General features: G+C 64.9%; 11 protein-coding genes. 7 read left to right on the top strand and 4 right to left on the bottom strand.

Annotated elements, in window-relative coordinates; all coding sequences use genetic code 11:
- Positions 1-64 precede the first annotated feature (64 nt).
- The 4 genes from ACEN9H_RS29870 (at position 65) to ACEN9H_RS29855 (ending at position 4,245) form a co-directional block, all read left to right on the top strand.
- Entirely contained in the window at positions 65-511 is a 447-nt protein-coding gene (locus ACEN9H_RS29870) for a DUF2721 domain-containing protein (RefSeq protein ID WP_056134022.1), read from the top strand.
- 21 nt (positions 512-532) lie between these two features.
- Positions 533-988 (top strand): hypothetical protein, encoded by a 456-nt coding sequence (locus ACEN9H_RS29865; protein WP_371764156.1) that lies wholly within the window; start codon positions 533-535, stop codon positions 986-988.
- A 79-nt stretch (positions 989-1,067) separates the two neighbouring features.
- A complete protein-coding gene (locus tag ACEN9H_RS29860; protein WP_413673083.1) occupies positions 1,068-3,113 on the top strand; it encodes an FAD-dependent oxidoreductase in 2,046 nt (681 codons plus the stop codon).
- A 97-nt stretch (positions 3,114-3,210) separates the two neighbouring features.
- Complete coding sequence (locus ACEN9H_RS29855) at positions 3,211-4,245, top strand: acyltransferase family protein (RefSeq protein ID WP_160407023.1); 1,035 nt, start codon at positions 3,211-3,213, stop codon at positions 4,243-4,245.
- Between the two features lie 6 nt (positions 4,246-4,251).
- On the opposite strand, the gene ACEN9H_RS29850 is transcribed toward ACEN9H_RS29855, so the two are convergent.
- The 4 genes from ACEN9H_RS29850 to ACEN9H_RS29835 all read right to left on the bottom strand — a co-directional run bounded on the left by ACEN9H_RS29850 (position 4,252) and on the right by ACEN9H_RS29835 (position 8,803).
- The gene (locus tag ACEN9H_RS29850) at positions 4,252-4,740 is read right to left on the bottom strand and encodes a hypothetical protein (protein WP_056134029.1); all 489 of its coding nucleotides are present in this window, start codon (positions 4,738-4,740) and stop codon (positions 4,252-4,254) included.
- A 95-nt stretch (positions 4,741-4,835) separates the two neighbouring features.
- Positions 4,836-5,957, bottom strand: coding sequence for a beta-ketoacyl-ACP synthase III (locus ACEN9H_RS29845; protein ID WP_160407020.1), 1,122 nt, complete (start codon positions 5,955-5,957; stop codon positions 4,836-4,838).
- Positions 5,958-6,089: 132 nt separating this feature from the next.
- Complete coding sequence (locus ACEN9H_RS29840; protein ID WP_413673082.1) at positions 6,090-7,517, bottom strand: S41 family peptidase; 1,428 nt, start codon at positions 7,515-7,517, stop codon at positions 6,090-6,092.
- Between the two features lie 80 nt (positions 7,518-7,597).
- Positions 7,598-8,803 (bottom strand): glycosyltransferase family 4 protein, encoded by a 1,206-nt coding sequence (locus tag ACEN9H_RS29835; protein ID WP_160407015.1) that lies wholly within the window; start codon positions 8,801-8,803, stop codon positions 7,598-7,600.
- A gap of 253 nt (positions 8,804-9,056) precedes the next feature.
- Here ACEN9H_RS29835 and ACEN9H_RS29830 point away from each other — a divergent pair, with 253 nt between their 5' ends.
- The 3 genes from ACEN9H_RS29830 to ACEN9H_RS29820 are packed head-to-tail and all read left to right on the top strand — an operon-like array spanning position 9,057 to position 12,471.
- Positions 9,057-10,424 carry a UDP-glucose dehydrogenase family protein gene (locus ACEN9H_RS29830; protein ID WP_056330259.1) on the top strand — a complete coding sequence of 456 codons (1,368 nt, stop codon included), beginning with the start codon at positions 9,057-9,059 and terminating at the stop codon, positions 10,422-10,424.
- A complete protein-coding gene (locus tag ACEN9H_RS29825) occupies positions 10,421-11,434 on the top strand; it encodes an NAD-dependent epimerase/dehydratase family protein (RefSeq protein ID WP_413673081.1) in 1,014 nt (337 codons plus the stop codon). The genes ACEN9H_RS29830 and ACEN9H_RS29825 overlap by 4 nt, the downstream gene beginning before the upstream one ends.
- Complete coding sequence (locus tag ACEN9H_RS29820) at positions 11,431-12,471, top strand: bifunctional UDP-4-keto-pentose/UDP-xylose synthase (protein WP_056134049.1); 1,041 nt, start codon at positions 11,431-11,433, stop codon at positions 12,469-12,471. The genes ACEN9H_RS29825 and ACEN9H_RS29820 overlap by 4 nt, the downstream gene beginning before the upstream one ends.
- The last annotated feature ends 26 nt before the right edge of the window (positions 12,472-12,497 follow it).

The following is a 12,497-nucleotide window of genomic DNA, read 5'->3' as shown; positions in this document are numbered from 1 at the left end:
TCGGACAGAGGCCGCCGCCTGCTACACTGTCCCCAGCTTCTTACAATAACGACAAGCTACCCGCATGAATATCCAGACCAACGACATCGGCCATGTCATCCAGCTGTCGATCGCGCCCGTGTTCCTGCTGACCGGCGTGGCGACCAAGCTGACGGTATTGATGAACCGCCTCGCGCGCATCATCGACCGTACGCGCGACCTCAAGATCGAACTGCGCAAGGGGCCGGATCCGGATTGCAGCGAGGAGCTCGACGTGTTGTACCAGCGCTGGCGGCTGATCAATTATGCGATCACGGCCAGCACCGGCTGCGGCTTCCTGATCTGCGTGATCATCGCCTGCCTGTTCCTCGGCGATACCACCAATCTGCCGCTCGACCGCTACATCGCCGGCATGTTCGTGGTGGCCATGGTCGCCCTGATTGCCAGCTTCATTTTCCTGCTGCGCGAAGTGTCCGTCTCGTTCCGCTACATGCGTATCCACCGTCACGACGCGCCGGTCGGGCCGGACTAGTTTTTACGAATCGAGACCATCATGAACGACTATCAACGTCCCCCCACCCTGCACCGCTACGGCCTGCGCGCCGAGCTGGAACTGGCGCTGTCCAGCGGCCAGTTCAAGCTCCAGCCCGAGAACGGTTTCCTGACCCTGTCGTTTTCCACGGCGTGGAACCGGGGCCTGTTCGACGTCCTCGGCCCGGCCGACAGCTGCCTCGTCATCCACAACACGGAAGAATTCGGCGAGCGCCTGCACCGCGCCGTCCAGCGCGCCTTGCCCAACTGGGCCGGCATCGACGGCCAGGTCGAATACGGCATCCGCTCGCGCCTGGGCTCGGCCTTTTCCCGCCCGATTTCCGACGCGCGCGAAAAGGAGTGGAAGTTCGCGTGGCGCTCCCTGGCGCCGCATACGAGCCTGAATCCCGTCACGGTGCGCATCGGCAGCATCGAGCAGTTCGCGGAACTGCGCACGCCGGAGAGTTATCCGGCCTGACGTTCGCGCGTGTTGCGATTAGAACCACGGCTCCAGGAAATCCCGGTGTAATGCCGGGATCATCACTCACGTCGTGCCCATGACCGCCTCGCTCCCCGACACCGCTTATCCGCACCTGCTGTCCCCCCTCGACCTCGGCTTCACGACGCTGAAGAACCGCGTGATCATGGGGTCGATGCACACGGGGCTGGAAGACCGCTTCTGGAACTACGGGAAACTGGCCGCGTTCTACCGCGAGCGGGCGCGCGGCGGCGCGGGCCTGATCGTCACCGGCGGCATCTCGCCGAACCGCCAGGGCTGGCTGCTGCCTTTCGGCGGCACGCTGAACTTCCGCGGTGACGTGTTCAATCACCGCCGCGTCACGCGCGCCGTGCACGAAGAGGGTGGCAAGATCCTGCTGCAGATCCTGCACGCGGGCAGATACGGCTACCAGCCGCTCGTCGTGTCGGCCTCGAACGTCAAGTCGCCGATTTCTCCGTTCCGCCCGCGCGCGCTGACGGCACGCGGCATCGAGTCGACCATCGCGGCCTATGTCCGCTGCGCGACGTTGGCACAGAAGGCCGGCTACGACGGCGTCGAGGTGATGGGCAGCGAAGGCTATCTGATCAACCAGTTCCTGTGCGCACGCACGAACCGCCGCACGGACGCGTGGGGCGGCAGCATCGAGAACCGCATGCGCCTGCCGGTGGAGATCGTGCGCCGCATCCGCGCGACCGTCGGGCGCGAGTTCATCGTGATGGTCCGTCACTCCCTGCTGGACCTCGTCGACGGCGGCAACACGTGGGACGAAGTCGTACAGGTGGCGCAGGCGCTGGAGAACGCCGGCGCCACGATCCTCAACACGGGCTACGGCTGGCACGAGGCACGCATCCCGACCATCGTCACGTCGGTGCCGCGCGCCGCGTTTGCGTCGGTCGCGGCGCGGCTTCGGGATGCCGTCAGGATTCCTGTGGTCGCGTCGAACCGCATCAACATGCCGGCCGACGCGGAGCGCCTGCTGGCCGAGGGCAGCGCGGATATGGTGTCGATGGCGCGGCCGTTCCTGGCCGATCCCGACTGGGTGAACAAGGCCGCGGCGGGCCACGCGGACCGCATCAACACGTGCATCGCCTGCAACCAGGCGTGCCTGGACCACACGTTCGCCAACAAGCGCGCGACCTGTCTCGTGAACCCGCGCGCGTGCCACGAGACGGAACTGGTGTACACGCCGACACGCCAGCGCAAGCGCATCGCCGTCGTCGGCGCCGGGCCGGCCGGATTGTCCGCCGCGACGGTGGCGGCGCAGCGCGGCCATGCCGTCACGTTGTTCGATGCGCTTGAGCGGATCGGCGGCCAGTTCAACATCGCCATGCGCATCCCCGGCAAGGAAGAATTCGCGGAAACCATCCGCTATTTCGGCCGCCAGCTGGAGCTGACGGGCGTGGAACTGCGGCTCGGCCAGCGCGTCACGCGCGAGGAACTCGTCGCGGCCGGCTATGACGACGTGATCGTGGCCACCGGTGTCACGATGCGCCGTCCCCGCATCGAGGGCATAGCTCATCCGAAGGTGCTGTCCTACCTGGACGTGCTGCGCGACCGCGCGCCCGTCGGCCCGCGCGTGGCGATCATCGGCGCCGGCGGCATCGGCTTCGACACGGCGGAGTTCCTGGTCCACGACGCCAACGCGCCGCGCCCGCAGCCCGTCGCGGACTGGGCCGGCGAATGGGGCGTCGACCTGGACGTGGCCGCACCGGGCGGCCTCGTGAAGCCGCATGGCGTGACGCCCGCGCGCAGCATCTGGCTCCTGCAGCGCAAGGCGACGCGTCCGGGCGCGGGCCTGGGCAAGACGTCGGGCTGGGTGCACCGCGCCACGCTGGCCCGCAACGGCGTCGCGATGCTGGCGGGCGTGCAGTACGACCGCATCGACGACGCGGGCCTGCACATCACCGTGGGCGGGCAGGCGAAATTGCTGGAAGTGGACAACGTGGTGATCTGCGCCGGGCAGGAAAGCCTGGCGGAACTGATGCCGCCGGAAGGGCAGCAGGGCGGACCGGCGTTCCACAAGATCGGCGGCGCGGCATTGGCGGCCGAGCTGGATGCGAAGCGGGCGATCCGCGAAGGGGCGGAGCTGGCGGCGCGGCTGTAGGACGTAGCGTATTCGCAACTATTGGATAGAATTCAAGTTAACATATTGGCAAATAGATGGTAAGTTGCACAACTGATCCCTCTGTTTCAGCCTGACAATGTCCACATCCCCCAAAACGATTCCGTACCTCGACGGTTGGCGCGGCCTTGCGATCGTGCTCGTCCTGCAATCGCACTTCGGCCTCGGTGGCGGGGGCAGGCTGGGCGTCGCGCTGTTCTTCGCGCTGTCCGGCTACCTGATGGGGGAACTCCTGTTCGTCAAGAACGTGCCGCTGGGCCGCTTCTTTAAACGCCGCATCAGCCGCATCGTTCCGACGTACTGGCTGTATGTCGCCGCGGCGTTCGCACTGGCGGGCGCGGCGTGGTACCAGAAGCCGTACGAGGTGCGGACCGACGAACTGGTCTCGACGCTGCTGTTTGCGCGCACTTATTATCCGGCCGACGTCAGTATCTGGTCGGGCGCCTGGCAGATCGGGCATTTCTGGTCGCTGAACGTCGAAGAGCACAGCTATATCTACCTGGCATTGCTGGCCCTCGTGGCCGGGGCCGCCGGCGTCAAGAGAACCTGGCTGCTGGCGCTCAGCACGCTCGCGTGCCTCGGCCTTAACCTCTACTACACGTTTTATCCACCCGGCGGCGCGTCGCCGTGGTTCGCACGGTCGGAATGCGCGGCGTTGGGCCTGATTGCGTCGGCCACGCTGCGCGCGTGGCGGTACGAGATGCCGGCGCTGCACACGGGCGCGGCCTGGATTGCTCCCGCGACGCTGGCGCTCGGCGCCGTGTGCTTCACCTGGACGGGCCTGCCGATCCTCGCGATCACGCTCGGACCACTGCTGCTGGCCGTGTCCATCAACTATGTCGGGACCGCGCCGGCGCTGCTGCGCAACGCGCTGTCCGTGGGGGTGCTGCGCTGGTTCGGGATCTGCTCGTTTTCGGTGTACGTCTGGCAGCAACTGGCGTACGTGGCGTACCAGAACCATCTGTTGCAGCGCCAGCTGGCTGGTGTGATCGGGATCCTGGTCGGCGTCGTGGCGTTCTACCTGTACGAAGATCCGGTGCGGCGCTGGCTGAACGGCGAGCGCCGCACGAGCGCCGCCGCCGCTGCGCCGCTGCAGGCGGAAGGCCAGGCGTAACGACGCTTATTGCCCCGCGCCGCTGCTGCCTTTTTTACTCTTCTTGCTGCGGGAACCCGACGCCGGCTGCGCCGTCTGGTCACCCTGGCGCGGCGTGTCGAGATCACTCTGCCGGGAGCCCGCCGCCGATTCCAGCGAGCCGCCTTTCTGCTGCTGTTCCATGCCGCCGTAGCCCGACTGGCGCGATGCGTTCAGGCGGTCTTCCTCGCCGCGCGCCTGCATGCGCTGGGCGCTCTGGCGGGCGCTCCAGCCGGCCTGCTGCGCACCGGCGCCACCGCGCTGGCCGCCCACGTTGTCGTTGAGACTACCCTGCAGCGAGCCGCGCGCGCGCAGCGATGCGCCCAGCTGTTCGATATTGGCCGACTGCACGTTGGCACTGCCCGGCGCCACCCAGCCCGGCGCACGCGGCTGCTGGCTGTCTTGCGCGACGGTGACGGTTTTTTCCTTGGCGATGCCGCGCGAATGCGTGGTGTCCGGTCCTTTTTGTTTCGACATTTGATCCTCCTGTGAGCTGGGCTGACAAGAGGATCATGCGCGCGGGGAACGGGCTATTCCAGAGGAAGAGGGAGCGCACCTTTGTAGGACTGGAACTACCTTTTACGCACGACGACGCAGCCGATCGAATACCCCGCGCCGAACGAGCAGATCACGCCATGTGCGCCGCTGGGCAGGTCGTCCTGGTGCGAGTGGAACGCGATGATCGAGCCGGCCGACGACGTGTTCGCGTAGCGGTCGAGAATCACCGGCGCTTCGTCCGGCGTGGCGTCGCGGCCCAGCAGGGTGCGCACGATCAGCTGGTTCATGCTCAGGTTCGCCTGGTGCAGCCAGAAGCGGGCGATGTCCTCGATCTTCAGGCCCGCGTGCTCGACGGTGTCGCGGATCATCGCGGCCGCCATCGGGCACACTTCCTTGAATACCTTGCGGCCCTGCTGGCGGAACAGTTTATCGGGCTGGCCGATGCCGTCTTCATCGAAACGGTTCATGAAGCCGTAGTTGTTGCGGATATTGTTCGAGAACTTCGTCTTGAGTTTCGAATCGAGGATCTCGAACTGGTGGGCGCTCGTCGCCGTGTCGGCCGCTTCGATGACCATCGCGGTGCACGCGTCGCCGAAGATGAAATGGCTGTCGCGGTCGCGGAAGTTCAGGTGGGCGCTCGTGATTTCCGGGTCGAGCACGAGCACGGCGCGCGCCTGGCCCGTCTGGACGGCGGCCGCCGCGGTCTGGATCGCAAAGGTGGCGGACGAGCAGGCCACGTTCATGTCGAAGCCGTAGCCGTCGATGCCGAGCGCTTCCTGCACCTCGACGGCCATCGCCGGGTAGGCGCGCTGCATGTTGCTGGCGGCGACCAGGACCATGTCGATGTCGGCCGGCGTGCGGCCCGCGCGGGCGAGGGCCTGGCGCGCGGCGGCCACGCAGATCTCGGCCTGCAGCGACAGTTCCTCGTCGGCGCGCTCCTTGATGCGCGGCGTCATGTGCGTGGGGTCGAGGATGCCGGCCTTTTCCATCACGTAGCGCGACTTGATGCCCGACGCCTTTTCGATGAAGGCGCTGCTGGACGGTTCCAGTGCGGTAACCTCGCCGGCCGCGATCTTCTCGGCGTGCTCGGCGTTGAACAGCTCGACGTATTGGTTGAACGCCGTCACCAGCTCATCGTTGGAGATCGAATTCGGTGGCGTGAACAGGCCGGTGCCGCTGATGACGACAGGTTTCATGTTTGACTAGCTTTCATAGACAATAACGGGAGGCAACACTCCCTGAATCAGGCGATTCTACACAATCGTACTGACGGTGGGAACCGAGGCTCCATTCCACAGGAAGCCCGTCAGTACAGGCGTTGTGCGGAATCAGTGAGCCTGTTGGGCGAGCGAGGCGGGCGGCGTGGCGCGTTTGGATAACTGTACGGGCAGGCCTTGCAGATGGTGCAGCGCCTGGGTCAACTGAAAATCGTCCGCGCTGCCGAATTCCAGCGGCTTGCGGGTGCGTTCGGCGGCGAGGATCCGCATCTGCTCCTCGATGTCGTCGTGGTTCGTCGCTTCCTCGCCCGCGCGGCTGGTGTCGTTCTTGAGGTGGTGCTGCAGGTCGGCTTCGCGCATGCGCAGGGCGTTCAGGCCGTCGCCGTCGGCGTTCTCGTCGACGGGGACGTCGGGCACGATGCCGCGCGCCTGGATCGAACGGCCGCTGGGCGTGTAATAGCGCGCCGTCGTCAGTTTCACCGCGGTGTCGCCGGCCAGCGGGCGGATCGTCTGCACGGACCCCTTGCCGAACGTCTGGCTGCCGACGATGGCGGCGCGTTTATGGTCTTGCAGCGCACCCGCGACGATTTCCGATGCCGATGCCGAACCCGTGTTCACGAGCACGACCATTGGGACCGTCTTGAACAGATCCGGCACCTTGTCGAGCGGATCGTTGCCGCGGCTGAGCAGGTAGTACTCGGGGCTGCCGTAGAAGCGGGCCTTCGAATCGTCCAGCTGGCCGTTCGTCGAGACGATCTCGGCATTCTTCGGCAGGAACGCGGCGGAGACGCCAATCGCGCCCTGCAGCAGGCCGCCCGGGTCGTTGCGCAGGTCGAGCACGAGACCTTTCAGGTTCGGCTCCGCGCGCGCCAGCGCGGCCAGTTTATTGGCGAGATCCTCGACGGTCGGTTCCTGGAACTGCGACACGCGCACCCACGCGTAGCCGGGCGCGACGATCTTGCCCTTCACGCTCTTTTGCACGATCTCGTCGCGCACGATCGTGAACGACAGCGGCGCCGGGGCGTTCTTGCGCAACACCGTGAGCACGACCTTCGTGTGCGGCTCGCCGCGCATGCGCTTGATGGCCTCGTCGAGGTCCATGTCCTTCACCGCCGCGCCGTCGACGTGCGTGATCAGGTCGCCCGCCTGGATGCCGGCGCGGGCGGCCGGGGCATCCTCGATCGGGGTGACGATGCGGACATAGCCTTCTTCGCTCTGGTTGATCTCGATGCCCAGGCCGACGAATTTGCCTTCGGTCCCTTCGCGCAGTTCGCGGTAGGCCTTGCGGTCCAGGTAGGCCGAGTGCGGGTCGAGCGCGCCCACCATGCCGGAAATGGCCTGCGTGAGGAGCTTGCGGTCTTCGACAGGCTCGACGTAGCCGGCCTTGATCGTGTTGTAGGCATGCGCCAGCTGGTGCAGGCCTTCGATGGGCATGCCGTCCACCGGCTTGTGGGCCAGGGCCGAATATTGCATCGTGACGCCGACCCCGAGGATCACACCGAGGGTGACCAGGGCAACGTTCTTGAAGCTGGAGCGCATGGGTGATGAGCGAAAGGGGACTGCGGTCCAGTATAACCCTCCCGCGGCCCGGTGCGACGCCGGGACGCGCGGGAATCTCGTCAGGCGACGGCGCGGTTGCCGGTCGGCAAGGTGCCGCGGCTGTTGATGATGCGCGAAAACAACGTCAGCTGGCCATTGGTCGTGTCGTCCCAGCTGAAACCCTCGGCATAGCGGCGGGTGGCGGCGTGGTCCGGGTAGTTGCGGCGCAGTTCCGTGACGGCGTCGGCGATGCCTTTCGCCGTGCGCTCCTTCATCAGCACGCCGGCTTCCGGCCTGGCCACGACTTCCGGCGTGCCCCACACGTTGGATGCAACGACCGGCGTGCCGCAGGCCATCGATTCGAGCAGCACGTTGGCCCAGCCTTCGCGGCTGGACGCGAGGATCATCGCATCGGCCGCGTTGTAGTAATGCTTGAGCTCGGTCTGCGCGACGGCGCCGAGGAATTTGACGCGGTCGGTCACGCCCAGGCTGGCGGCCAGCGCTTCCAGCTTCTTGCGCTCCGGGCCGATGCCGGCAATGAGCAGTTTCACGTCCGGCAGCATCGGCAGCGCGCCGATGGTCAGGTCGTGCGCCTTGCGCGGGTCGAGCACGCCGACGGAAATGACGGTGAAGCCGTCGATGCCCAGCTGGGCGCGCGCGGCCGCGCGGTCCATCGGCACGAAGCGCTGCAGGTCGACGCCGTTGCGCAGCGCGACGATGCGGTCGCCCGGAATGCCCAGACCGATCATCTCTTCGCGCAGCGCCTGGCACACCGTGATCATGCCGGCCGCGTTGTTTGCCGCCCACATGAGTTGTTTTCTCGGCAGCGTGAACTGCGGAATCAGGTTAATGTCGGTACCGCGGGCCGTAATCACGACGGGCTTGTTGAAATACTTGCCCAGCATCGCCGCGGCCACGCCGTCCGGATAAAAATAGTGCGCGTCGATGACGTCGAAGTCATAGCCCTCGTCGATGATGCGCCCGATCTCTTTCTTGCAGGCCTGGGCCATCAGCCATGGCGCCGCCGTCATCCCGACCTTCGGAATGACGAGGTAGCGGGGGTGCGTGACCTCGATGTCGTAGCGGGTTTCACGCGCCGGCACCTTGGAGAAGGCCGCGTAATCGCCGAAACGCGGGTGCTGCGACGGGAACCAGGGCACGGGCGCGACGACTTTCGATTCGACCTGGCCGCTGGCGAGCAGGTAACGCAATCTTGTTTCGACAAAGATGCCGTGGCTGGGTTTGACCGTGTTCGGGAAGAGGGAACTGAATGTAAGGAGCTTCATCGACGATGTGCGCAGGGCGGAATAGCAGAGCGTAGCATCTATTATGTAATAGATTGCAATTACTTGGCTTTTCTAACGGAACGTGCCCCAGTTTAATAGCAAAAAAGCAAACGTGTAGCGTGCTCGCCAGAAATCTGTGATAAATTCGTCTAGTTATTAACCCGGCGGCATGTCCTCCGGCCCACCCCCTCATGAGGCGAACCGGCATGCAGCGCGGGCGTCCCATGGTCGAAACCTCAATCTGTAGAAGATCATGAAAATTTCAGTTATCGGGACTGGTTACGTCGGACTGGTGTCTGGCGCCTGCTTCGCCGACGTCGGCAACACCGTGCTGTGCCTGGACGTCGATACGCGCAAGATCACGATGTTGAAGGACGGGATCATCCCGATCCACGAACCCGGCCTGGACAACCTGGTCCAGCGCAACGCCGCCGCCGGCCGCCTGCTGTTCTCGTCGAACTACGACGACGCCGTCAGCCACGCCGACATCATCTTCCTGGCCGTCGGTACGCCGCCGGACGAAGACGGCAGCGCCGACCTGACCCACATCCTGTCGGCCGCTCGCAGCATCGGCGAGCGCCTGACGAAGCCGGCCGTGATCGTCGACAAGTCGACCGTGCCCGTCGGCACCGCTGAAAAAGTGAAACGCGCCATCGCGGGCGAACTGGAGAAACGCGGTGTGAACGTCGCGTTCCACGTCGTCAGCAACCCCGAATTCCTGAAAGAAGGCGCCGCCATCGACGACTTCATGAAGCCGGACCGCATCGTGGTCGGCTTCGACGACCTTGAGGCCGGCAAGCAGATGCGCCAGCTGTACGCGCCGTTCAGCCGCAACCACGAGAAATTCGTCGAGATGGACATCCGCAGCGCCGAGCTGACCAAGTACGCGGCGAACGCGATGCTGGCCACCCGCATCAGCTTCATGAACGAGCTGGCCAACCTGTCCGAACTGCTGGGCGCCGACATCGAGGCCGTGCGCCTGGGCATCGGCATGGACCCGCGCATCGGTCCGGACTTCCTGTACGCCGGCATGGGCTATGGCGGTTCCTGCTTCCCGAAAGACGTCAAGGCGTTGATCAAGACCGCGTCCGACCACAAGAAGGAACTGCATCTCCTGACCGCGACCGAGAAGGTCAACGAGGAACAGAAGAACGTGCTGTTCACGAAGCTGGTGCGCTTCTTCGGCGGCGCGAGCAACCTGAACGGCAAGACGATCGCCCTGTGGGGCCTGTCGTTCAAGCCGAATACGGACGACATGCGCGAAGCGCCGAGCCGCATCCTGGTCAAGTCGCTGTTCGACGCGGGCGCCAACGTGGTCGCCTACGACCCCGTCGCCAGCACCGAAGCGAAGCGCGTCCTGGTGGCCGAGCATGGCGAGGACCTGTGCAATACCCGTTTGCGCATCGTCGAGTCGGCCAAACAGGCCGTCGAAGGCGCGGACGTGCTCGTGCTGGTCACGGAGTGGAAGGAATTCCGCGCGCCGGACCTGCCGTTCCTGGCCGAGAACCTGAAACTGAAGGCCGTGTTCGACGGTCGTAACATCTACGATCCGGACGCCTTCGCCGCCGCCGGCCTCGTCTACGAAGGCATCGGCCGCCGTTCAGGGAAAGTCGAGCAATGACGGAAGCAGTGAGCAACAAGGGAACGATCCTCGTCACCGGCGCCGCCGGCTTCATCGGCAGCGCGGTGGCGGTGCGCCTGACCGCCATGGGTCACACCGTGGTCGGCTGCGACAACTTCAACGATTACTACGACCCGGCGCTGAAGCACCACCGCGTCGAGGCGCTGTTGAAGCCGGCCGGCGTGCCGTGCGAGACCGTCGAACTGAGCGACGGGGAGCAGGTGGCCGCGCTGTTCGAGCGCGTGAAGCCGGCGCTCGTCGTGCACCTGGCCGCCCAGGCCGGCGTGCGCTATTCGCTGAAGAACCCGGCCGCGTACGTACAGGCGAACCTCGTCGCGTTCGGCCACATGCTGGAAGCGTGCCGCAACCACAAGGTCGAGCACCTGCTGTACGCGAGCAGCAGCAGCGTCTACGGCGCCAACGCCAAGACGCCGTTCAGCGAGGACGACGTCACCGACGCGCCCGTGTCGCTGTATGCCGCGACGAAAAAGTCGAACGAGCTGATGGCCCATTCGTACAGCCATCTGTACGGCATGCCAACCACCGGCCTGCGCTTCTTCACGGTGTATGGACCGTGGGGCCGCCCGGACATGGCTTACTTCAGCTTCGCGCGCAAGATGCTGGCGGGCGAGGCGATCCCCGTGTTCGCCGAAGGCAAGCTGTACCGCGATTTCACCTATATCGACGACATCGTCGAAGGCGTCGTCCGGTTGCTGTTCAAGCCGACGACTCCGGCAGGCAAGCCGCCGCACGCCATCTTCAACATCGGCAACCAGACGCCGGTGCAGGTGCTGGACTTTATTCGCACGCTGGAAGGCGCGCTCGACGTCAAGGCGACACTGGACTTCCAGCCGATGCAGCCGGGCGACGTGCCGGCCACGCACGCCGATACCAGCAAGCTGCAGGACTGGGTGGGCTACAAACCCACGACGTCACTGGAGACCGGTTTGCGTGAATTTGCGCGGTGGTATAATCGGGCGATACGTGAAAATGTTTCCTACCTGAAATGAAAAAAGTCCTCATCCTCGGCGTCAACGGTTTTATCGGCCACCATCTCTCCAAGCGCATCCTGGAGACGACCGATTGGGAAGTGTATGGCATGGATATGAACTCCGAGCGGATCGCGCATCTGCTGGACCATCCCCGCATGCACTTTTTTGAAGGCGACATCACCATCAACAAGGAGTGGGTCGAGTACCACGTCAAGAAGTGCGACGTGATCCTCCCGCTGGTGGCGATCGCGACGCCGTCGACGTACGTGAAGGAGCCGCTGCGCGTCTTCGAACTGGACTTCGAGGCGAACCTGCCGATCGTTCGCTCGGCCGCCAAGTACAAGAAACATCTGATTTTCCCGTCGACGTCGGAAGTCTACGGCATGAGCCCGGACTCGGAATTCGACCCGGAGAACTCGGAACTGGTCTACGGCCCGATCAACAAGCCGCGCTGGATCTACGCCTGCGCCAAGCAGTTGATGGACCGCGTGATCTGGGGCTACGGCATGGAAGGCCTGAACTTCACGCTGTTCCGTCCGTTCAACTGGATCGGCGCCGGCCTGGATTCGATCCACACGCCGAAAGAAGGCTCCTCGCGCGTGCTGACCCAGTTCCTCGGCCACATCGTGCGCGGCGAACCGATCCAGCTGGTCGACGGCGGCCAGCAGAAGCGTTCGTTCACCTATGTCGACGACGGCATCGACGCGCTGATGCGCATCATCGAGAACAAGGACGGCAAGGCCACCGGCAAGATCTTCAACGTGGGCAACCCGGTCAACAATTATTCGATCCGCGAACTGGCCGGCATGATGCTGGACCTGGCCGCCGAGTACCCGGAATATCGCGAGACGGCCAAGCAGGTGAAGCTGGTCGAAACGAGCTCGGGCGCCTACTACGGCACCGGCTACCAGGACGTGCAGAACCGCGTGCCGAAGATCGAGAACACGGTCTCGGAACTGGGCTGGAAGCCGCAGGTGTCCATGCGCGACGCGCTGGTCAAGATCTTCGATTCGTACAAGGACAAACTGGGCGACGCCGAGCAGCTCAACACCTGATCTGCGTTCGACCCTCGTTGAAAAGG

This window comes from Massilia cellulosiltytica (assembly GCF_047325105.1).
Lineage (GTDB): Bacteria > Pseudomonadota > Gammaproteobacteria > Burkholderiales > Burkholderiaceae_D > Telluria > Telluria orientalis.
Note: the sequence above shows the minus strand (reverse complement) of the source record. Positions and strands in the feature narration are given on the sequence as shown.